21 protein-coding genes are annotated in these 21,975 nt (G+C 48.9%); 11 read left to right on the forward strand and 10 right to left on the reverse strand.

The features are described 5' to 3' along the window. Window positions 1-20: 20 nt before the first annotated feature. Entirely contained in the window at window positions 21-746 is a 726-nt protein-coding gene (locus tag H6G45_RS07020) for a Crp/Fnr family transcriptional regulator (protein WP_190597744.1), read from the reverse strand. A 462-nt stretch (window positions 747-1,208) separates the two neighbouring features. Between H6G45_RS07020 and H6G45_RS07025 the strand changes: the two genes are divergently transcribed. The 6 genes from H6G45_RS07025 to H6G45_RS07045 all read left to right on the forward strand — a co-directional run bounded on the left by H6G45_RS07025 (window position 1,209) and on the right by H6G45_RS07045 (window position 8,178). Then, a complete protein-coding gene (locus tag H6G45_RS07025; RefSeq protein WP_190597745.1) occupies window positions 1,209-2,000 on the forward strand; it encodes a prepilin-type N-terminal cleavage/methylation domain-containing protein in 792 nt (263 codons plus the stop codon). Between the two features lie 57 nt (window positions 2,001-2,057). Further along, window positions 2,058-2,540, forward strand: a complete 483-nt coding sequence (locus tag H6G45_RS07030) for a type II secretion system protein (RefSeq protein WP_190597746.1) — start codon at window positions 2,058-2,060, stop codon at window positions 2,538-2,540. Beyond that, window positions 2,485-3,549: a prepilin-type N-terminal cleavage/methylation domain-containing protein gene (locus H6G45_RS07035; RefSeq protein ID WP_190597747.1), complete on the forward strand. Its 1,065-nt coding sequence runs from the start codon at window positions 2,485-2,487 to the stop codon at window positions 3,547-3,549. The genes H6G45_RS07030 and H6G45_RS07035 overlap by 56 nt, the downstream gene beginning before the upstream one ends. 79 nt (window positions 3,550-3,628) lie before the next feature. Then, a complete protein-coding gene (locus H6G45_RS19530; RefSeq protein WP_242018083.1) occupies window positions 3,629-4,072 on the forward strand; it encodes a hypothetical protein in 444 nt (147 codons plus the stop codon). A gap of 39 nt (window positions 4,073-4,111) precedes the next feature. After that, window positions 4,112-6,019 (forward strand): hypothetical protein, encoded by a 1,908-nt coding sequence (locus tag H6G45_RS07040; RefSeq protein WP_242018084.1) that lies wholly within the window; start codon window positions 4,112-4,114, stop codon window positions 6,017-6,019. A gap of 377 nt (window positions 6,020-6,396) precedes the next feature. Continuing rightward, complete coding sequence (locus tag H6G45_RS07045; RefSeq protein ID WP_190597748.1) at window positions 6,397-8,178, forward strand: ABC transporter ATP-binding protein; 1,782 nt, start codon at window positions 6,397-6,399, stop codon at window positions 8,176-8,178. A 67-nt stretch (window positions 8,179-8,245) separates the two neighbouring features. Here the strand turns inward: H6G45_RS07045 and H6G45_RS07050 are convergent, their stop codons facing one another. Then, window positions 8,246-8,995, reverse strand: a complete 750-nt coding sequence (locus H6G45_RS07050) for a hypothetical protein (RefSeq protein ID WP_190597749.1) — start codon at window positions 8,993-8,995, stop codon at window positions 8,246-8,248. Window positions 8,996-9,218: 223 nt separating this feature from the next. Next, complete coding sequence (locus H6G45_RS07055) at window positions 9,219-11,456, reverse strand: heavy metal translocating P-type ATPase (protein ID WP_190597750.1); 2,238 nt, start codon at window positions 11,454-11,456, stop codon at window positions 9,219-9,221. Window positions 11,457-11,644: 188 nt separating this feature from the next. Between H6G45_RS07055 and fabD the strand changes: the two genes are divergently transcribed. The 3 genes from fabD to H6G45_RS07070 all read left to right on the forward strand — a co-directional run bounded on the left by fabD (window position 11,645) and on the right by H6G45_RS07070 (window position 13,899). Next, complete coding sequence (gene fabD, locus H6G45_RS07060; RefSeq protein ID WP_190597751.1) at window positions 11,645-12,526, forward strand: ACP S-malonyltransferase; 882 nt, start codon at window positions 11,645-11,647, stop codon at window positions 12,524-12,526. Between the two features lie 314 nt (window positions 12,527-12,840). Next, complete coding sequence (locus H6G45_RS07065) at window positions 12,841-13,380, forward strand: response regulator (protein ID WP_190597752.1); 540 nt, start codon at window positions 12,841-12,843, stop codon at window positions 13,378-13,380. Between the two features lie 57 nt (window positions 13,381-13,437). Further along, complete coding sequence (locus tag H6G45_RS07070; RefSeq protein WP_190597753.1) at window positions 13,438-13,899, forward strand: YbjN domain-containing protein; 462 nt, start codon at window positions 13,438-13,440, stop codon at window positions 13,897-13,899. A 44-nt stretch (window positions 13,900-13,943) separates the two neighbouring features. On the opposite strand, the gene hemW is transcribed toward H6G45_RS07070, so the two are convergent. From hemW to H6G45_RS07085, 3 genes are read right to left on the reverse strand one after another with little or no spacing between them, the layout of a single operon-like run. Next, window positions 13,944-15,203 (reverse strand): radical SAM family heme chaperone HemW, encoded by a 1,260-nt coding sequence (gene hemW / locus H6G45_RS07075; protein ID WP_190597754.1) that lies wholly within the window; start codon window positions 15,201-15,203, stop codon window positions 13,944-13,946. A gap of 47 nt (window positions 15,204-15,250) precedes the next feature. Beyond that, the gene (locus H6G45_RS07080; protein WP_190597755.1) at window positions 15,251-15,853 is read right to left on the reverse strand and encodes a nicotinate-nucleotide adenylyltransferase; all 603 of its coding nucleotides are present in this window, start codon (window positions 15,851-15,853) and stop codon (window positions 15,251-15,253) included. A gap of 38 nt (window positions 15,854-15,891) precedes the next feature. Then, on the reverse strand, window positions 15,892-16,443 hold the full coding sequence (locus H6G45_RS07085; RefSeq protein WP_190597756.1) for a glyoxalase-like domain protein: 552 nt from the start codon (window positions 16,441-16,443) through the stop codon (window positions 15,892-15,894). A gap of 170 nt (window positions 16,444-16,613) precedes the next feature. Here H6G45_RS07085 and folP point away from each other — a divergent pair, with 170 nt between their 5' ends. Both folP and H6G45_RS07095 read left to right on the forward strand, forming a co-directional pair. Next, the gene (gene folP / locus H6G45_RS07090) at window positions 16,614-17,483 is read left to right on the forward strand and encodes a dihydropteroate synthase (RefSeq protein WP_190597757.1); all 870 of its coding nucleotides are present in this window, start codon (window positions 16,614-16,616) and stop codon (window positions 17,481-17,483) included. A 23-nt stretch (window positions 17,484-17,506) separates the two neighbouring features. Next, window positions 17,507-18,871 (forward strand): glycosyltransferase family 39 protein, encoded by a 1,365-nt coding sequence (locus tag H6G45_RS07095; RefSeq protein WP_242018085.1) that lies wholly within the window; start codon window positions 17,507-17,509, stop codon window positions 18,869-18,871. Here H6G45_RS07095 and H6G45_RS07100 read toward each other — a convergent pair. The 4 genes from H6G45_RS07100 to H6G45_RS07115 all read right to left on the reverse strand — a co-directional run bounded on the left by H6G45_RS07100 (window position 18,793) and on the right by H6G45_RS07115 (window position 21,890). Next, complete coding sequence (locus H6G45_RS07100) at window positions 18,793-20,586, reverse strand: FAD-dependent oxidoreductase (protein ID WP_242018086.1); 1,794 nt, start codon at window positions 20,584-20,586, stop codon at window positions 18,793-18,795. The two genes, H6G45_RS07095 and H6G45_RS07100, sit on opposite strands and share 79 nt — an antisense overlap. A 21-nt stretch (window positions 20,587-20,607) precedes the next feature. Further along, the gene (locus H6G45_RS07105) at window positions 20,608-21,018 is read right to left on the reverse strand and encodes a putative toxin-antitoxin system toxin component, PIN family (RefSeq protein ID WP_190597760.1); all 411 of its coding nucleotides are present in this window, start codon (window positions 21,016-21,018) and stop codon (window positions 20,608-20,610) included. After that, entirely contained in the window at window positions 21,015-21,299 is a 285-nt protein-coding gene (locus H6G45_RS07110; protein ID WP_190597761.1) for a hypothetical protein, read from the reverse strand. The genes H6G45_RS07105 and H6G45_RS07110 overlap by 4 nt, the downstream gene beginning before the upstream one ends. Window positions 21,300-21,503: 204 nt before the next feature. Then, window positions 21,504-21,890: a hypothetical protein gene (locus tag H6G45_RS07115; protein WP_190597762.1), complete on the reverse strand. Its 387-nt coding sequence runs from the start codon at window positions 21,888-21,890 to the stop codon at window positions 21,504-21,506. Between the last annotated feature and the right edge of the window lie 85 nt (window positions 21,891-21,975).

Genomic DNA, 21,975 nt, shown 5'->3' on the forward strand with positions numbered 1-21,975 from the left:
CATGGGGGAATTGGTCAAAATCAGACCGAAGTGGAATTGCCATTAACCAGTTGCTGGAGAAAATCCAAGTTGAGAATTTCAATCGTGGCCCCCTGGCGTAAAATGAGGCCCTTTTTTTCCAATTTACTCAATGTGCGGGTGACAGTTTCCCTAGTAACTCCACTGAGAATAGCGGTTTCTCGATGGGGCAAATTCGGTATTAATACCCTATGTTTTTTAGTGTTTATTTTATTTTCCTTCTGTTCCATCAACTCCAGTAAAATATGGGCCACTTTGGTCACACTATCTGCTTCCCTTAGGCGAAAATATTGGTTCAATTTTCTAAGACGCTTGGACGCAAAAATTGCCACCTGAATACCAGCTTGGGGATCTTCCTGGAGCAAATTTAGAAAATCTTGGGTAGGAATACTCCAGATCTTGGCAGGGGACAGAGTGACCGCCTCCTTGGGATTCCAGTCTTCTTCCACCGCGGCGATCGCCCCCACCATCTCGTCTGGGCCGTAAAGAGTATAGATATTATTTTTTGAAGATTCATCAATGGCACACACTTTAATCCAACCTTCAGCAATAAAATAAATTGACCCCCCGTAGTAGTTTTCAAATAACATTGACTGACTACAGGGATAATTACGAAAGCTTAGGTAAGTAATAGTTTGCATCAACAAATCTTTTGATAAGGCCCGGAAAAAAGAAATTTCGTTGGCCAATTGTTTAATTTGTTTTGCTGCAGGCTTTTGCGGTGCCATTAAAATGTATCCGAATAATAACTAAATCCCTCTCTAGTCACCGTCATCCCACTAATTACAGGGAGAAATCGCAAACAGATAGACTATTTTGGTGCTCAGTGTCACAGCCTTTGGTGCGTTAGTTAACAATCACATGCCGTAAATTAAATTAGTATTGTAAGTGATGTTAGTTGTCACCCATCCTATGCCAATACGTGTTGGATTTGACTAGCAACAGCCCAGAGATTTTGTTCAAAAACTCCATTGCCAAACCTTGACTTTGCAGACAAAAATCCCCCCTACCCCCATTTATTCTCCATTACCTGAATATCATTGGTTGTCTTTGGGAGAGACTTAAAAGTCCTTTACTTAAGATTAAAATTTCATTACTAAATCAAAGTTTAACCCTAAAAATCAACCCCGAAATAAGTAAGAAAAGATCCCCCAACGGCCTTGCACCGATCGCCAGAATCCCCACTGACTATGTACAAAACCCCATTTTCCAAATTCCACTCACTTCTACTGTTGGCCAGGAATTCCCAAAGGGCTTCTCCGGCTTCCGGATACACCCTCATGGAGTTGGTGGTGGTAATGGTGATGATTGGCATCCTGTCGGGGATAGTGATCAACGCTAGACCATGGTACGAAAATCCGCTCAAGAATAGCCAAGACCGTCTCCAGAGTGCAATCAAGTTGGCCAGAACCCGGGCCATGAACACGACCTCCACTTACCGCATTAGGGCCGATGCCAACAATCCCAATGAGTCTATCCAAGTACAAAAAATTAGAAGCGGTAGCTGTCAAGCCAATGCCACCCTCCGCCAAGACGCCCTAGCTACGGATACCACCATTGCTCTGAATAGCGTGAATGGATTTGCCATTGGCGATCGTGTGAGTGTGGGGGGGACCCAGGCAGATGTGCTGTCAGTCAACTTCGGCGATAACACCCTAACCCTAGGGGCGGCGGTGGGGGCGAAAGCGACGGGAACAAAGGTGGAAACCGTTAAAAACTGGAAAAATGACGGGGCTTTTCTAGAGGAAGACCTTAACATCAACAAAAAAAGCTCCCAGACTGACCCTGATATTCGCTTGGCAGGAAAATTTGGCGGTACGGCAGTGACTGGATGGTCTATCTGCATTAACAGTCGGGGTTTAGTGAGTCTATTTAATGCCGATGGCGTTGTTAACGATAAACTTAATTTAGTCTTAACTAATTCTCGTACTAATGAAGAGGCAAAAGTTGTCGTTGCCCCGGGTGGAGCCATCGAAAATTAGAAATGAATAGTTGTTAAAACAAATTTTGGGAAATTTTTAGTCAAAGGACTCTAGGCAATGCAAAAAAAACAAGTACTTAAGCTTTTCAAACTCAGACCGGTGGACGAAGGTTTCACCATGACGGAAAACCTCGTCTCCCTCATCATCCTCAGCATTACCATAGCGGTGATGTTGCCTGCCTTTATGAACTTTGGTATGCAGAATGCCAAGAACCGCCAGATCAGTGGAGCTACTGCGGTAGCCAATAACTTGATGAGCGATCTCCGCCGCCAACCCATGACTGATCTGAACAGCAAGTTGGGCAAAACAGTGCTAACGAACGTGCCAGGACAAAATGGCGATAAATATCAGGTTGATCAGTATATCTGCACGAAGGGCACCACTTTAAATCCAGCCAATCCCGCTGGAACCTGTTCCACAACAGTGGGGGAAAATGATTTTGCCCGCCAAATCTTACTTGAAGTTAAAGCCCCCAATAATCCCAATGAAACTATCTACCGTGTACAAACTGTTTTTGCTCGCCTCCGCATCCGCTCCTAATTTTGCCCGTAAAAATAATCGGGGGGTGACCCTAATCGAACTAATTGTGGGGATGGTTATTGCTGGCATTTTGATTCAGCTAGCCTACTTTGCTTTTTCCGTTAACCGGGAAATGTATTTGAAAGATGCGGCAAAAAATGACACTAATCAGAATTTGAGAACGGTGTTTGAGATAGTGGGACCGGCCATTACCCAAGCGGGGGAAGGTGTTGGCGTGGATTCTAGTTTTCCGGTTATTTCTATTGAACCTTTGAGCTCTACTAACTCAAAACTGACCGTTCGTCAGTTGAAAGTATCAACTAAGCTGAGAATTTGTCAGGATCTCGTGGCTGGGGCGCAGACATCAATTACGGTGTTAACATCTAATCCTTCCGCACCGGCAGGTTGTGTTCCGGTGGATGGCAATGGGGATAATTATCCCGATGATTGGCTCGAGTGGAAAAGCTATCGACAAAGTAATGGCGGCACTTTGAGAGTTTATATTTATGACGGCAGTGGACGGCTTGAACTCCTCAGTTATACCGGGGAAAAAATTTATGATGCAGGGGGAACCGCCATATCGGGTGCTCCGACCCTAAACCAAGTAGCTTCAGCCTCCATTGATGTTACCGGAACCCTCGCCAATAGCTATACTGCCGGGGGAGCAACCAGATTAATAATTGTAGAAGAACGTACTTATCAACTCAATGGAAATACTCTCCAGACAAGTATTGACGGTGGCACTGCAGTTAATCTCATCAATAATGTTGGCCAGTTCACCGTTAGGGCGGCAGTTAGACAGGGCAGTACTGTCTCCCAATGCACAAGACTTCTTCCCCAAACTAATAGTCTTACCTGCAGTCCCACTTTGGCGGAAACCTACAATTGGTCCCAAATTGATGGCATTGAAGTTACCAGTAAACCTAATCTTGCTGGTAATACTGCTGGGCTATCCACTACCAACATTGATAACATTAATAGCCGAACCCAAACCCAAACCTTTTATCCCCGTAACTTAATTAATTTTTAAGTGGGGAAAGTTTAATTATTTTCTATTGTTGTATCGCCTGCTCTAACTTATCTTATCTTTCTTCCTATTCGTCAAAACCATGAAACCTAAATTTAACGCTGTTAGCAATATTCGCCTCACCCTATTTTTATTTTCTAGAAATCCCAAGGGTAACCCTAGGGGCTATATGCTCTTTCTGGTGGTGTCCCTACTAATTACCCTATCCGGTTTATTGGTGGCCTATGCAATTTTGGCTAAGGTTAATAGCCTATCTGCCAAGGGGACAGCCACGGGAAATAGCGGTTTTTACGGTGCAGAAGGCGCCCTAAATATGAGGGTGGAGGAATTGCGGGATGTTTTTCTCAGTGATAGAAACCCCAGTGGCACTAGTCCAAGCTCTTTAAATCAATGTCTACAACAGACCAGTATGGGCAGTGGGGATTTCCGTTGTAAGGTGGCAAGCTTTGCCTCCCCTGATAAAAATATGGCCAACATTATGGCCTACAGCTATGTGGTGCCCAAGAACGGTGGTGTAGCCATCTAGGGCACGGTGCCCCCTGGCGAGACTTTTCAGGGCTTGAATATGCTGGAAACTCGTTATGACATCAGTTCCGTTACTGCCAAAGAAAATGCCAATCCTGACGAAGTAATCGCCATGACTGAAATGACGGTGAAAAGTCGGCAAATTCCCATGTTCCAGTTTGCGGCTTTTTATCTCAACGACTTGGAAATTCTGCCTGGGCCGAATATGACCCTGAACGGTCCAGTTCACACCAACGGCAGTCTGTTTTTGGGGGCAAACAATGTACTGGCGATTACAGGGCAAGTGACGGTGGGCCGAGATTTGTTCAATCGCCGTAAAAATAATAATGATACTTATCCCGATGGCCGAGTAAGGATAGCTAATAGTGCCGGAACTTTGCGTAATCTTCTACAGGGGGGAACCGGTAGCACAACCCAAACAACAGCGGCGATGATACCGGCCAATGTCAATGCTACGTGGGGAAGTCAGGTACAACTGGCCGTTGAAGCATTGTCCATTCCCACCATCAGCTCCCTGGGGGCAGGGGGTAACTATGCTCAACAAGCCGATATCAACTTTGTCTATGCTCCAGAGAAAACTGGTGTTAATGTCCCTGGTATCGGCACGACTATCATTCCATTTAATGTCACAGCCACCAAACGTGATGCGCTGGGGGTTGGGACTGCCACACCGCTGACCAACGCCCAATTGGCCAGTTTACGTCAACCCGTTTTGGCGACAGGAGCCGCGGTAACAGCGGGAGTTTGTACTCCTGTCACTCCCCCGCTTGTCACTGGCTTGCTCCCAGCCCAAATTACTGATTTACCGGATGCACTCCGTAGAGCAATTTTGTCCCAGACCACTCCGGTTCCCTTCTCTGCCATGGGGGTGACTATAAATAGTACTGTTGGAGTCAGGAATGCATTAGAGACGAATCTTGGGTTTATTGGGACTTTAACCAGTGCTCAAATTGTTCAACAAACTCTTATACGGGCCTTGACTCCTAATCAAATTGCCGCCCTGGCTGGTGGTTGTTTTATCAGTGCCCCAATCCAGCATCCCAACACCACAGGCTACACCAATGGAGTGAGTTTTATCAATAACCGTGAACGCAGTCCTGGCAACAATTTCAGGACCATGAGCCTGATGCAGATCAACATCGAAAGCCTTACTGTTTGGAATTTCCAGGGGGTCTACCTTAACGACACTGGCACGGGCTTAGTTTCTGCCAATCAACTGTTATTTGCCACGGCAACAGCGGACGCAGCTGCTCCAGCAAATTCCTTCCAAAGATTAGGTTTGGCCGGTTCTGACACCAGTAGTAATGGTCTCGTGTTCCATGCCACTGTTAGTAGCACTGCAAACCCCAATCCCACGCTAGTTACTAGCACAAACGCTAGCCCCTACGGATTTGCTTTGGTTGGGGGTCAACAATTGCCTGGATTAGCAGAAACTACCAATAACTTTGACCCCACTGGTCTAACTTTTGTCAGTGACCAAGCGGTTTATATGGTGGGGGACTATAACATCACCAATTGGCAACCAGCCAGTGTTCTGGCTGATTCATTAAATGTTCTTTCACGGCGGTGCATAGATAATACTGATCAGCAACTTCGCAAGGCCAGCGGTACGGGCTGTGGTGGGAATGCGTTTGACACAACAATCAATTCAGCCTTTCTATCGGGTACGGACATCACCAACTCAACTGAGACCCCCGGATATAATGGTGGTTTGGAGAATTATCCCCGCTTCCATGAAAATTGGGGTACTTTAAACTACACGGGGTCTTTTGTTAGTACAGGCACGCCGGAGCGAGTTACAGGCCGATGGAGCAATCAGCTATACGGTGCACCGACTCGGAATTGGAGCTACGAGACCCGCTTCAATAATGCCAAGAATCTCCCCCCTCTGTCTCCCCGGTTTGTATTCCTGAAACAAGAGGGCTTCTCTCGTAAATTTGATCAGTAAAATTTGCATGTTGCTCTTTCATCATTGCTTAGGGAGTCCCTATTTCAGCCACTAAATTTGTTTAGAACTGGCTTGGGTGGTTGGAGTTAAAATCCTTTGGCTTCTGGTGATTAATTCTCCCTAGCTTTCCTTGATAAGGGCGATTAACCTCCTCCCTTAGCCTCCCTTGATAGGAGCTATTAATCCCCCCTGGGCCCCCTTATTAAGGGGGGATTTTTTGGTGGGTATTCTCTTTTCAGGAAAATTGCAATTCAGTGGTGTCAATTTATTGCCCTGAGATTTTCAAGCATACCCTTGGGCAGAAAAAGGACTTCCACTGTACTGTATTAGATGGTGCCCCAGCCTAAAATCACCGTTTTTTTGTCTTTGCCTGCCCTGTGACCAAACCCATTGCTCCTCTCCTCAGCCTTTTAAATTACAGTCGGGTCCACCGTACCAAAATTTACTGGGCGATCGCCTGCTCCCTGCTGAATAAGATTTTTGACCTGGCCCCGCCGGCCCTAATTGGTTTAGCGGTGGATGTGGTGATTAAACAGCAGGATTCTTTCCTGGCCCGCTGGGGCATTGTGGCAGTGGAAAGCCAACTCCTAGTGCTGACGGTGGTTTCGGCGGTTATTTGGGCCCTGGAATCAATTTTTGAGTATGCCTACGAGCGGCTTTGGCGTAACCTCGCCCAGGATATCCAACATGATCTGCGCTTGGATGCCTATGCCCATCTGCAACAGCTAGACCTGGCCTATTTTGAAGAAAGAAGTACCGGGCGGCTGATGGCCATTCTCAACGATGACATCAACCAGTTGGAGCGGTTTTTGGACGTGGGGGCCAACGAAATTTTGCAGGTGCTGACCACAGTGGTGGTGATTGGCGGTGCATTTTTTGTTATTACCCCGGACATTGCCTGGATGGCGGTGGTGCCTATGCCCTTTGTGCTGTTGGGGTCGATCTACTTTCAGTCTTTGCTCACCTCCCGCTATGCCCTGGTGCGGGAAAAGGTCAGTAATTTGAACAGCCGCCTCTCGAATAACCTCAGTGGCATTATGACCATTAAAAGTTTTGCCACCGAAGCGGAAGAGGTGGAAAGGCTCCGGCAAGATAGTGATGCCTACCGAGACAGTAATCAACAGGCGATCGCCTTGAGTGCGGCCTTTGTGCCCCTAATTCGGGTGATTATTTTTGTAGGTTTTTCCACCATTCTTTACTTCGGTGGTTTAGATGCGGTGCGGGGCAATTTGGCTGTGGGCAGTTACAGCATGTTGGTCTTTTTAACCCAACGACTGCTCTGGCCGTTGACAGGTTTGGGTAAAACTCTGGACCTATATCAACGGGCCATGGCCTCCACCCAGCGGGTGATGCAACTTTTAGCAACCCCCATTCAAGCCCATCCAGGGGAATTGAGTCTCCATCCTAGCCAAGTACAAGGAGAAGTAATTTTCCAAAATATTAGCTTTGCCTACCCCCAGCGTTCACCAGTGTTAAAAAACATTTCCCTACGGGTACCGGCGGGGCAAACCATTGGCATTGTGGGGGCAACGGGGTCAGGGAAAAGCACCCTGGTCAAGTTATTACTGCGGTTATACGAGTGGGACAGCGGGGATATTTTGCTCGATGGCGTAGATCTAAAGAAATATTTCCTGGGGGATTTACGGCGCAGTATTGGTTTGGTGAGCCAGGATGTGTTTTTATTCCATGGCACAGTGCGGGAGAATATTGCCTACGGCAGCGCAGATGCCACTTTGACCCAAATTCAACGGGCGGCCAATTTAGCAGAGGCGGAAGAATTCATCGAGCAATTGCCCCAGGGTTACGACACCATCATCGGCGAACGGGGACAAAAACTTTCCGGGGGTCAACGGCAACGGCTGGCGATCGCCAGGGCGATTTTGAAGAATCCCCCCATTCTTATTTTGGATGAAGCCACGTCAGCAGTGGACAACGAAACGGAGGCGGCCATTGTCCGTTCCCTCGAAAAAATCACCAGAAACCGCACCACCATCACCATTGCCCATCGTCTTTCCACTGTGCGCTATGCTGACCAAATTTATGTACTGGAAAACGGACTGGTCGAGGAAATGGGCGACCACGAAAGCCTGCTGGCACAGCAAGGGGTGTACGCCAAACTCTGGCGGGTACAAACGGGTCTGAGGAGCGGGGTCAGTTGACTCTAGTCCAGGGAAGATGGGCTTTTAGGTGCTTTTCAAAATCACCTCATTTGGAAAGCGAGAAGGACTAATCAACCCAGATGGGGTTTTCCCAATCCCTCTCAGCAGTGGACTTGGCACTTTCCCCCAAAACCGAGGCTAAGTCGAAGTCCTCCCGGTTAGGATTGGTAGTGTGGCTATCATTGCTATGGGTTTGCTTAGTTTTACTGGTGCGGGCTTTACCGTTACCAGAACTGCTAGCAAAGGGATTGAGGGTAATACGGCCATTATTATTGGCTGTGCGGGAAGAGCCGGTGACCCTATCCCGATGGGGGGTCTTAGTCTGGCCATGGCGATCGCCAGTTTCGCGGGGCGTTTCCGTTTGCAGACGGGTATCCCGGCTAAAAGCTATGTTGGCCTCGGTATTGCGACCCTGGAAAGCGGAGGTAGTTCTAGCTTCCGGTGCCAAATATTCGAGGAAATAATCAAGGGTCTTTTGCTTCATCCAACCTTTCAGTACTGCCACCGAACCAAATCTGATTCCCAACTTACGTTGTTCTTCGAGGATTAAATCAACCTGTTCTTCCTGGAGTAAATGAGCTTGCTGTAGGTAGTAACCCAGGGGACGGCGATCGCGGGTTTTAACCATCCGGGGCCAGGACTCAGCAAAAAAGTCGACGGTTTCCTGGTGTAGCCAGCCCCGCACTACCAAAATCTCGCCAATGGGCAAAGGAGAATACTGTTGATCCTGAAGGGCAACCTGTATCTGAGCCTCGGTGATGAGGTCAGCATCCCTTAAAATTTCGCCTAGTAACTGAGAACAGGGGGATTTAGCCATGGCATTGGATTCACAAAAAGGGGGGGCAACAGAGCGTTACTGGCAAGTGACGGGCGAATAAAGGGAAAAATAGGTTCAGGCCAGACCTCCATACCCAAAAATCCAGGAAAACCATTGCTGATGACGTTTAAAAGTTAGATTTGACGCTTATGGTCAACACGGCCATCATAGTCGATCCTTTTACCAATTGTCAGTACCAAAAAAATTAGCGTTTTTCCATACTCTAAGGATGGAACTTTTTCAGACGCAGAGCGTTGGTCACCACAGAAACGGAGCTAAAGGCCATGGCGGCCCCAGCCAGGATGGGATTGAGCAGTAGGCCAAAAAGAGGATAGAACACTCCAGCGGCCACAGGAATACCCACCACGTTGTAGATGAAAGCAAAAAAGAGATTTTGCCTAATGTTGCCCATGGTGGCTCGGCTCAGTTTGATGGCAGTCAAAATTCCCTGCAAATCTCCAGTAATCAGGGTGATGTCACTGGCGGCGATCGCCACGTCGGTGCCGGTCCCTATGGCTATACCCACATCGGCCTGGGCTAGGGCCGGAGCATCGTTAATGCCATCCCCCACCATGGCCACGATGTTACCCCGTTGTTGCAGTTGTTCCACTTGCTGGGCCTTATCCCCTGGACGTACCTGGGCCAAGACATGGCGAATACCCACTTTGTCGGCAATGGCCTGGGCCGTGGCCTGGTTATCGCCGGTGAGCATATAAACGGATAAACCTAGTTTTTTCAGGGCTTGTACCACTTGGGGAGAAGACGGTTTGAGGGCATCGGCGATCGCCAACAGAGCTTTAATTTCCGTGCCCACCGCGAGCCAAATGACGGTTTTTTGCTCCCCTTCCCATTGCTGGGCCTGGCTTTGCCATGGTTGATGATCCGTATCATTCACCCCCAGGTCTGCTAACCAATTGGGCGTCCCCAATCTCAGCCATTGGCCCTGCCATTGTCCTGCCACGCCACAACCGGCGATCGCCTGGAAGTTTTCTACTTCTAGTAGACTCACCTGCTGGGATTGACCGTAATTGACCACCGCTTCCGCCAGGGGATGCTCGGAATATTGCTCCAAACTGGCCGCCAACTGGACTAACTGCAAGCTTTCCTCAGTGGAGGTGGGAGGCAGGGTAAAAAAGTTGGTCACACTGGGTTTACCCTCGGTTAACGTGCCGGTTTTGTCCAGCACAATGGCTGTTAACTTTTCGGCCATTTCCAAACTGCGGGCTTCTTTGATCAACACGCCGTATTCCGCCCCCTTGCCCGTACCCACCATCACGGAGGTGGGAGTGGCCAAACCCAATGCACAGGGACAGGCGATAATCAGCACTTCCACCAGGGTTAAAACCGCCAAAGTAATATTTCCCGTTGTGATCCACCAGGTACAAAAAGCGGCGATCGCCACTACGATGACGGTGGGGACAAACCAGTGGGTAATGCGGTCAACAAAATGTTGGATGGGAGCTTTGGAGGCCTGGGCTTGCTGTACCAATTGGATAATTTGGGCGAGCACGGAATCCTGCCCCAACTTAGTAACTCGGACATCCAAACTGCCGGTTTTATTTAACGTGGCCCCGATTACTTCCGCTCCAACGGTTTTATCCACCGGAAAACTTTCCCCTGTCACCAAGGATTCGTCCACTGTGGAGTTACCAGCCTTCACCACACCATCCACCGGAATTTTTTCCCCCGGCCGTACCCGCACCACATCATCAATAGTTAAATCGGCGATCGCCACTGTTTGCCAGGTTTCTCCCCGTTTGGCCAAAGCAGTTTGGGGTTGTAGTCCCATTAATTTACGGATGGCTGCCGAAGTTTCCCGCCGGGCCCGCTGTTCCAAGGACCTTCCCAATAAAATCAGGGTGATTACCACCGCCGCCGCTTCAAAATAAACATGGGCCGCTAGTCCTTGGTTGGTCAACCATTGGGGAAAAAGGGTAATGGCCACGGAATAAAAATAGGCCGCACTGGTACCCAAGGCCACCAGGGTGTCCATGGTGGCACTACGGGTTCTCACGGATTTCCACGCTCCCCGGTAAAATTCCGCCCCACACCAAAATTGCACTGGGGTGGCCAGGAGCCATTGCAACCAAGCATTATGGAAAATATGGGGAAAATGGGGAATATCCACCCCCAGCATCATCGGTAGAGAACCGAAAAATAGCACCGCACTGATCCCTAAACCCGTCACCAGTTTGGCGGAAAATAGGGGCTTGTTGTCCTTCTTCTGCTCCGCAGAGGCCATCTCTGGTTCGATCAGTTGGGCGTGGTAGCCGGCCCTGGCCACCGCCGCCGTCAGACTCTCCGGGTTAATTTCCCCTTGGTAACTAACCACTGCCCGCTCCAAAGCAAAATTCACCTGGCAAGACTCCACCCCTGACACTTTGGCGATCGCCCGTTCAATGCTAGAAGCACAGGCCGCACAACGCATTCCCTCCAGTTGCAAATTGATGGTTTGGGCCATGGTTAATCGGTAATACTCAATACAAAGAAAAGCTTACCTTCAATTTTAGCCGCCGCATATTGGCAAGCTCAGGTCTAGCCCCTGGCCCCGCCTTGGTATAATTGCCTAGCTAAAGACAGACAATGTCAGTAGTTGGACTCTTTGGCAGTGACCAAATTTTTAGTTTTTTAATTTATTGAGATAAGTACATGAAAACCGCATGGGTATTCCCCGGCCAAGGTTCCCAAGCTGTGGGCATGGGGGTGGATCTGCTCCCAACGGCGATCGCCAAGGAAAAATATCAGCAAGCGGAGGAAATTCTGGGCTGGTCAGTGGTGGAAAAATGCCAAGGGGATGAAGCCAGTTTGGCCCTGACCCAAAATACCCAGCCCTGTCTGTACGTTATCGAAACGATTTTGATTGATTTGCTCACAGATCAGGGTTTTGAGCCTGATTATGTGGCGGGCCATAGCCTGGGGGAATATTCCGCCCTCTACGCCGCCGGAGTATTCGACTTTGCCACGGGTTTACAACTGGTGAAGGAACGCTCGCAGGTGATGGCCGGAGCTTCGGGGGGCATGATGGCCGCCCTGATGAAATTTGATCCAAATCACTTACAAACAGCCCTGGCGGATAATGCCGAAGTGGTGCTAGCCAACGATAACAGCCCGGAACAGGTGGTTATTTCCGGTACGGTGGCCGGAGTGGAACGCATTTTAGCCAGCGTCAAAGCCCGTCGAGCTGTGCCCTTGAAAGTTTCCGGGGCTTTCCATTCCAGTTTTATGAACGAACCGGCCCAAGCCTTTGCCCAAACCCTAGCCGCTTGTCAGTTCCAGGATGCCATTGTGCCCGTACTCTCCAATGTGGACCCCAGCCCTACCCAAAACGGCGATCGCCTGAAGGAAAAACTGATTCAACAAATGACCGGCTCCGTGCGCTGGCGGGAAACCATGGTTAATTTAGGGGAAATTGGCGCAACGGATTATTGGGAAGTGGGCCCCGGCAAAGTGCTGACTGGCCTATGCAAACGCACCTGTCCCGATCTAAACCTAAAAAACATTGGGCAGTTGGAGGATTTGAATTCCCTTTAGGAGGCCTTTTTAAAGTCCCTGGTTCTGCCAAGTTTGGTGAAAATCCAAGTTAAAATCCCAGTCAAAATCCCCTACTCCCACCATGGACGGATCTTTAGGGGATCGATTTAGGGGCGCATTGAAACTTCATCCAACATCCTCCTAGGGTTCCCATTCTCCCATCTGAGCTTGCTAACATTGACCTTTTGGAAGTTTGTTCCCACCCCAAATTCCTCTAATATGTACAGAGCAAGTAAGAATTTTGACGGGTTGGCAGCATCCAACAAGTCTGCCATAGCTGTGTTTCACCCAATTTTCTCGAAGGAGAGTCTACCGTGTCTGCCCACAAGATTCTAGTCATCGATGACAGCAAAGTTATCCGTATGCGAGTTAGGGATATGTTGCCCCAGGGAAATTTCGAGGTGATTGAAGCCAAGGACGGCCTCGAAGGTTTTAACCTGATCCAGAGTGAACGGCCTAACCTGATCATGTTGGATTTTCTTCTGCCTAAAATGAGTGGTTGGGAAGTGTTCCAATCGGTGCAGGAAAGACCAGAACTCAGGGCCATTCCCCTGGTGCTGATGTCCGGCCGAAAGGAAGAGGTACTCGAAAAAATTCCCGAACCCTTCGAGTATTTTGCCTTTGTGGAAAAACCCTTTGAACAGAGGGAATTGGTGGCCGCCATTAAGGAGGCCATGGTCAAAGCGAAAAAACACGCCCCTGTGGCCAGTGTGGGCAGTGCCGTCCCGGCCGGAGATTTGGCCGCCGAAGTTCAGCTACTCAAGCAACAGGTGGCCCAAATGCACGGAGAAATCGACCAATTGAAAAAACAGTTGGGGCAATTGGTAAATTTCATCAAGCAACGACTGTCCTAGGCTATGCCTGGGGCCGGTTCACCGTTAGACTTGGGTTGGAACTTTCGCGTTGAAAATATGACTATGGCATCCCCTGCACCAGAGTTAGCCCCCCCGACCATGGATGAAATGGCCCCCGTTAGTCACCACGACGTCATAGAAACGGTTATTTCCGGTATGGCCCAAGAAAATAGCGCCTTTGTGCAAGATAACGACCAGGGCAGCATCTGGAAATTTGCCTATGGCAGTGTGGAAGTGCTAGTACAGCTCACTGGAGAAGGGGAAAATGATCTGTTTCGGGTCTGGGCCGAGGTGATGCCCTTACCAACAGATCCAGGCCAATTATTGGCGGAAGTGATGCAATTAAACTGGTCGGATACCTTTGAGGCCTGTTTTGCTGTGCGGGAAAATCATTTAGTTGCCCTCCATCAGCGCACAGTGGCAGAGCTTTCCCCCGGTGAAATTTCCCGGGCTATTACCCTGGTGGCAACGTTGGCCGATGACCACGACGATCGCCTAAAGGAAAAATACGGCGTTTGATCAAAATTTTGTTGATTTCCAAAGGTAACCTTCCAGTGAGTCCATTAATCTTCCTCCAGGGCCGCGAAGAGGGCACTCAAGATTTGGTTGGAATATAACATTCCCTCCGGGTCTGTGAGGCAGAATCTTTGCACTGCAGCCGTGGTGATGTTTTCTGGGGAAAGTAATTCGTTGTTCCGGTCGTAAAATTCTAGCCAAGGGCGATCGCCAAAGGAAGTGAGGGTAGCCAGGATGGTCTGCTTGGCCCCTGGACTGATCACAGGCAGTTGCTCCCAGGTCACTCCAGCGGTGAGCCGTAGTCCCAACATCAAGCTTTCCAACAGATTTTCCAACGGAGCAACCCTTTCTCCTGGAGTTTTTCTCCCTTGCTTTAACCAAGATTCTAGCCATTGGTAATAGTCATTTCTGGTGCGGGGACGACCAAAACGTTTGCCGTCAATGTAACTGGTGGCCCCCATGCCAAAGCCGTAGTAGGGCAAATTACGCCAATAAATTTGGTTATGGCGACATTGGTAACCGGGGCGGCCATAATTAGAAATTTCGTAATGGTGGAAACCGGCTTGGGTTAATACATGTTGAGCATGGCGGTAAAAGTTGGCACTACGTTCGGAAGGAGGCAAAGTCAATTTTCCCCGCTGTTCCCACTTATCGAAAACAGTTTGGGGTTCCAATACTAGGTCATAGCAGGAAATGTGATTAGGGCCAGCTTCTAGAGCCAAGGAGAGGGAACTGTGCCAATCGGTCGTTGTTTGCTCCGGTAGCCCCGCAATTAAATCTAAACTCCAATTTGTAATATTCTCCTTGGCGATCGCCATTATCGCTTGGTCAATATCCCGACGACGGTGATGGCGGCCACAGAGGGTTAGTAAATTATCTTGAAAAGCCTGTACCCCCAAGCTAAAGCGGTTAATACCCAAATTTTTATAACTGTGCAGTTGGGCTTGGTCAAAGGTGCCTGGGTCAATTTCCATGCTAATTTCAGCGGCCGGGGCAATGCCTAGGGATTTATCCACCGCAGTTAAAATCTTTTCCAGACCGGCGATCGGTAATAAAGAAGGGGTACCCCCACCGAAGAAAACCGTGCTCAGGGGCAAGCCTAAATATTGTTGTCCAGCAATTTCTTGACATACTGCTTCCACATATTCCCCCACCCAACCATCTAGATTTAAAGATTGGAAACCCGTCACGGCAATGGGAAAATCACAGTAAAAACAACGTTGCCGACAAAAGGGAATGTGAATGTAGGCGGCGGTGGGAGCCGGTGCAGGGGCATAACCTAAGCCACGGTCTGACGATGTTGCCATGGAATTAATGGGGAATGCTCGATGGTACTGACCCTAGCTGACCATGGTTAGGGTTCATACAGTTGTTTTTGTTCAATGTAACTTTGCACCGCAGGGGGAATTAGCTCCTCCTCCTTGGTTTGGCGATAAATGCTGGAGGAAATGGCCGGAGTAATGTCTTGATCACCAACCTGATCGACTATTTGATATTGCCCTCCCAACTGCTCCAACCTAGCCAAATTAGCTTGATCAATGCTGTAACCTGGTCGGGGAAAAATCAGCAATTGGACAGCGGGCAACAATTTTTCCACTGCGTACCATTGGGGAATTTGGGTAATCAAATCAGCCCCCACCACCAGAGCATAATTAGGTTCCAGACCCCACCGTTGTTGGGCCCGTTGCAGGCTAATTAAACTACGGCGATCGCTCAAATCTTCCCAAATTTGTACCGTGCCGTAATGACTCTGTACGTCTTCCACTAGCAATTTCAACATTGTTTGGCGATCGCCAAGGCTGGCCCAGTGTCCTGTTTGGGGATTGGGGCCTTGCTTAAAAGGATTGTCGGCGGCCCACACCGCTACTCGGTCAAAATGTTGAGCTAACCAAATGAGAATGGCTTGGTGGGCCAGGGTAGGAGGATCGGCGCTGGTGCCAAAAAGGGCTATTTTCACAGGGGGGTTTAATCTAGATTTCTTACGTCTCCAAACAATCAGTTTTTCACTTCTGTTAGTTCGATTACCCGTTCATCGTAATCCTTGACCAAAAAATTCAATGGCTTGCGACTGCGTACTTTATACCGGAGACGACGGGACTGCACCCGCAGAAAAATTTGCTCTAGGCAATCGTGGTCAAAGCAAACGTGGCGTTGGCGATTTTTACTGCCAAAGCTAGCTCCCCCAATGATGTGCAGTTGGGTATTCTTTTTCAACTGATACCACAGGCCGTCCTGGGCACTGTAGCGATTTTCGGGGGGGATTTGGGGGTTAGCGGCCATGGCAAAGGAATCCCAACCAGCGGTGCCTAGGGTTTGTTCATAGTTGTAGTAGTAATGCAGAGGCACGTCAGCCCCATTTAAGTCCAGCATCCCTTCATAAAAAGCTTTGGCGATCGCCAGGTCAGACACCATCACGGTGTAAACCTTGGGGGCACTGGTGAGAAATAACCACATGGCCAAAGCATAGGCCCCCAACAGCATCACCATAATGCCTTGGGTGGAAAATAAGCTGTCAATGGGAATCAAGGAGGCGAAATGCAGGGGCATGGTTAGGCAACTGGGGGAATAAAACCCGAAAAATCAGCGAAAATTGTATGGTTAGGATCATGGAGCTTTGCTATGACCGGAGCTAGCAAACACTGGCCAACTAGCATTGCCCTTGGGGTACATTCTACCAAGAGCGCTCCCGGTGCTCCAACCTTACGTCCCAATAGCCCATGGATCAGTTGGATCAATTGAGTGATTATTTTCCCCCTCCCCTCCAGGTGGGGCAGAGCCGCTTCGATTGGGGTAAACGCACCTATGTGATGGGGATTTTGAACACCACCCCAGACAGTTTTAGCGATGGAGGCGAATTCGACTCTTTACCCAAGGCGATCGCCAGAGTTGTTGCCATGGTAGAAGCGGGGGCCGATATCATCGACATTGGCGGCCAGTCCACCCGACCGGGGGCAGAAACCGTTAGCCCCACGGAAGAATTGGAACGCACCATTCCCGTTATCCAGACTCTCCGACAGGAATTGGACATCCCCATTTCCATCGATACCACCAGGGTAGAGGTGGCACGGCAAGCCCTCCAGGCTGGAGCAGATCTGATCAACGATATTTCCGGGGCTACCTTTGAACCAGAAATTTTGGCGATCGCCGCCCAGCATAAGGCCCCCATTATTCTGATGCATATACGGGGCACTCCCCAGACCATGCAAAATTTAACGGATTATGGGGATTTAATGGGGGAAATGAAGCAGTTTTTCGCCACACAAATTGACCTAGCCCGCCATTACGGCGTATTGCCCCAACAAATCATCCTTGATCCAGGCATTGGCTTTGCCAAAACCGCTGAGCAAAATATCACCCTGCTGCGTCAGTTGCCGGAGCTAAAAAAACTTGGTTTTCCCCTGTTGGTGGGGCCGTCCCGCAAAAGCTTCATTGGCAAAATTTTAGACCAGCCGGATCCCAAGCAACGGGTTTGGGGTACCGGGGCGGCCTGCTGTCGGGCGATCGCCGGAGGAGCAGATATCATCAGAGTGCATGACGTAGAAGCCATGGCCCAGGTCTGTAGGGTGGCGGATGCCCTGTGGCGATGAGTAGGCCCAACTTAAGGAAATTAATGGCAAATCTGGGGCAAAAACTCCAGCGTTGGCCCCTGGAGGCATGGTCCAGTGTAGTGCTGGTCATGCTCCCCATAGCTTTGCTGTTCTGTTGGGGGTTGGATTTCCATAGCCTACGGCGGGGAGAGGAAACAAATTTAGTGGAATCAGCCCATTATTGGCGGACGACACTACAAAATTATGGCTTCACCCCCACTAGCTTGTTCGATAACCTAGGGCGATCGCCATTGCCCATTTGGTTGATTAGTCTTAGTCAAATAATCTTTGGCCAAGGATTATGGGGCGATCGTTTACTGGGAGCCTTGCTCAATGGGGCCAGTTTGCCGTTGTTATATTGGCTGGGGAAGGAACTGTACGGCCGCCGTTGGCCAGCTTTGCTAACGGCGGTGGTCTATGGCACGGCCCCCACAGTGGTTTATTGGGCCAGGGTAGCCAGCATTAACAGTTTTATTTTGCCCTTAACCATTGCCTACCTAGCTAGCGCCTTGTTTTGCCGTCGGGATTTACGGGGAGCCCTACCTTTGGGTCTAACCCTTAGTGCCCTGGCATTAACGAATTTGCCCACAGCCATTGTTCTATTGGCTACTAGTCTACTTTTTCTTTATTGGGATACACCCCGTTTAAAATCCTCATTCCTCTTTTGGATCGGTTTCATTTTAGGTTTGATGCCGGCGATCGCCTGGTGGCTAGGCCATAGCTCATTACCCTCCAGTGTCGACCTGTTGACCGGCATTGATTTCATCAGTGGTTCCCCCTGGCCAACTAAACTGCGGGGTTGGTTTTGGTTATTGGCCAGTGCCCCCGGTTTGATCTTTGCTCTGCATGCCTTTCCCCAAGCTCAACAGGCCTTGCATTGGAGTTGGGCCCGTTTTCTCCTCTGTCAAGCAGGAGCGTACAGCATGTTAGTGATTATTTCCCCCTGGTCTAGCACGTCCTTGGTGATGCCCCTGTTGGTAGTTCTGGCAGTGGCGGCGGGGTTAACTTTAGCTGAAGTGAGACAAGAAAGCCTTACCTGGGTTTATCCTCCCTGGTGGCGGAGATTTTTCTTAATTCTGGGGGGTTGTGCGGGCCTAGGGGCCATGGCAGTTTATCACGCCTATGGCCGAGGCAATTTAACCACTTGGACTGCCCAGGACGGAGTGCTCACCATATTAGTGCTAGTTTTGTTAGCCTTAACTTTGGCGATGACTTCCCTATTGCTAGACCGTCAGCGTTCTGAGTTTATCAATGTGCTTTTTTGGGGATTATTCGTCTGCCTATTTTTGGTTATTTATACGCCCCTGAGCTATCTGCCCCCAAGATCTTTACCTGATGTGATGGTTTCCACTGTTTCCACCACTAACCAATTACCAGCCAGATTGTAGCGACCTCCCAGGGTAATCCTTTGGCCATGAGCACAGTTGATTAATTGCTCTGCCACTTCTGGCCGTTCCGTAATTACTTTGAGGGCTTTGCCCGATTTTTGACAGGTTAACTGATAGGTTTGGTTTTCGTTTTTTTGCAATTCACCGCTGTAAACACATTGACTTTTAGAAAATGGTAATCGAGTCAAATTAACATCCACTGGACAATGACCTGATGGGGGATATTGCTCAGGATTGTCTAAATAATACCTCTGCCATTGCCGCCATTCGGGATGGTCAGAAACCAAATTAAATAGGGGAATAACCGCCGCTGGAGCTTGGCGATCGCCAATCAGGGCTTCCTGCACATCCCGCACGTCCAAATCCTGGGGGTCACAGTTTTTTTCCACACTTAAGGCGGCTATCATGCCTACCGCTTGCCCTGTGTTCATCACGAGGGGTTGCAAACGGGTACTGCCATTGGCCATGTGACTAACGGAAATGTTCTTTTCACAGGGTAAATAGCCCCGCATTGTTGGGGATAAAAGGGCTTCGAAGGGAATGGTAAAGGGAGTTCCTGTCCACCGTCCCCCCCAAATTAAGGATTTAGGAGCGAGGGGAAACTCGTAACCAGGATAGTGGTGATCGTTAGCATAGTTTCCCACCGCAATGCTAGTAACTTGTTGGTTATGAATTGGCAGGGAAGCCACCTGGCCCTGGGGTAAAATATCCCTTTCCGTAATCACTTGTTGACCTTTCAAACGTCTACTTTCTCGATAGTAGGGATGGAGGGCAAAGGCTGTAGATAGCTCCCCCGTTTGTGGAAAAAATTCTGTGGCTAATTCTAAATTTTTCGAATGATATTTTTGTAAATAATGGGCGTAGGCATAGCTATATTGGTAAGCTTCCCGTAAATAGGCTTGCCTTTCCTTTTCACTACCCAGTAAACGGTCTAAATCTCTGCCATAATCATTGCCGGCGATCGGCCAATTAATCATGTAATGCTCACCAGGCAATTGACCATAGGTTAAGAAATCTTTTTCCCCGTGGTTCTGCCAAGTATTAGTGAAATCTTGGGTCACATCAATGGCAGGTTCGGTAATGATGTTTGTCTGATTATTTGTCGTTTTTCGTAGCAAAAATACCCAAGTGGGAGACTGTATTGGATACTCTTTTGTCATGCCATTAGGCGCAACGGGACAACTAGGTTCATCAAATTTATCCTGCCAATCCCAACCCCAGCGGTGGTCAATGTCTCCCAGAGCCAGTAAATCCCCCAACTCTGTGCCATCGAGAATTACCCTAGCCCGGATTTCATAGTCTGGAAATCTCACCCCCACCAGGCGATCGCCATTTTTTAATACCTCTACTGGAAACTGATGGGTAATCCAAGTCAAGGTAGGCAACTCCGCCACCCAGTCAGCAAAAATTTTGGCCCCTAAGCGAGGATCAAAAGTGAATAAGCTAACCCAGCCATGATCCAAACCCCCGGGTTGTTGGGTTTGCAAAGTCCGTAAGAATTGTCCCCATAAACCTGTTTGCCAAGCAGCTAATTCATTACCATCGGGGGCCGCTACCCCAGCTGAAGTTAACATGCCCCCCAACCAGGGCCCTTCACTTACCAGGATGGTTTTTACTCCCCGCCGGGCCGCCTGGATTGCCGCCGCAGTGCCCCCAGTGCCCCCCCCCACTACCAAAATATCTGTGGTCAATTGGGGAATGGATTTTGTTGCCATGGCCATAATTTTTCTGGGGAATCACAAACTATCTAAAAATTGTTTTGCGGTCAAAATGGGAATATTTTGATACGTTTCGAGAATGAGCAAATCGCTGTCGCCACTGATAATGGCATCGGCCTGGGAGGCGATCGCCGTTGCCAAAACCATGGCATCTTTAGGATCCCGCAGTTCGGGAACTTCCAGGGGCTGGATAGGGAAAATAACGGAAATTTCCTGCATTCCGATCAGAATATCTTCCGATGTTAAAGAAAGTATTGCGAGCCTCTTTTGCAGTTTACGATAACTTAAAACTTTTTTTAACTCCTGCAAAATTTCTAAGGACGTACAACTGCAGACTTCTCCTTTCTTAGCCAACTCTATTAACTCTTTGGGTAAACCTTGCCATAACCACGCCGATAGCCAAAGGTTTGTGTCCAAGACAACCTTCATGATGCCGATTCTCTCTCAAGACGATTTTCATGACGTACTTCTCGGACAAGTTCGCAAATTTCTTCCATGATTTCATCGGTAAGTTCCTCACCATCCCTACTTAAATTTTGTCGCCACTGTTCCCAATCAAATTTAGGAATTTTTGTTAGTTCGATGATATTTTCTTGAATCGTGATTCTATAGGTCTCACCGGGAACAAGTTTGGATCTAATTTCCGGGGGAAGCTCTAAAGTTTGTTCTGCTGTGACGGTGGCGGTGAGAACTTGCTCGATAATGCTCATGGTCTGGAAAGAAAAGCAAAGATTACCACTACCATCATAGGTTACCCAGCCCAGGCAAGAATTTAATGATTGCCCTGCCGGAACTACAGTGCATTTTAATTAGTGTTGGCCGAGTGTCCTAACTCCTCTGCCATTAGAGAGTGGTCAAGACACCCGGCCATGGTCTGTGTGCAAGTTCAGAAATTTTCGCTGCCCCTTGCCATTTTATTTTTTCAAATCCTTAGCCATCTGGCGGAACATATCCAAACTGTTGTCGCTGGAACGGCGATCGTCGTTTGCGGGAGTGGTGTTGGCCGGAGATGGGGCGGAGTCTGTTTGGGCACTGGGGGCCGGCTGGCCATTGGCCTGGATTTTTTTCACTTCCATGGCAGAAACTTCTTTTACCACTTCCCCTCCTTGGGAATTAAGGGTTTTAGGAAAACTCCGTTTAATTTTGATGGGAGTCCGCATATATTCAGCATTGCCTAAGCTCTTGGCATCGTCGGTTTCGAGGAAAAATGCCTCTTTTTTTTCTGGTTGAGCGCCGGGGTTGGCTTCAATATCTTCGACGTACCGTGCTTTTTTACCAAATAAGCCAAATAATCCGGCCATTGATCGTTGCTCCTGGGGTAATTGTTAAAATTTATTGCGAATTGTTAAATTTTAGCAACTTTTGCCCAGGCGACAATGGCCTTTG

This window comes from Synechocystis sp. FACHB-383 (assembly GCF_014698605.1).
Lineage (GTDB): Bacteria > Cyanobacteriota > Cyanobacteriia > Cyanobacteriales > Microcystaceae > Synechocystis > Synechocystis salina.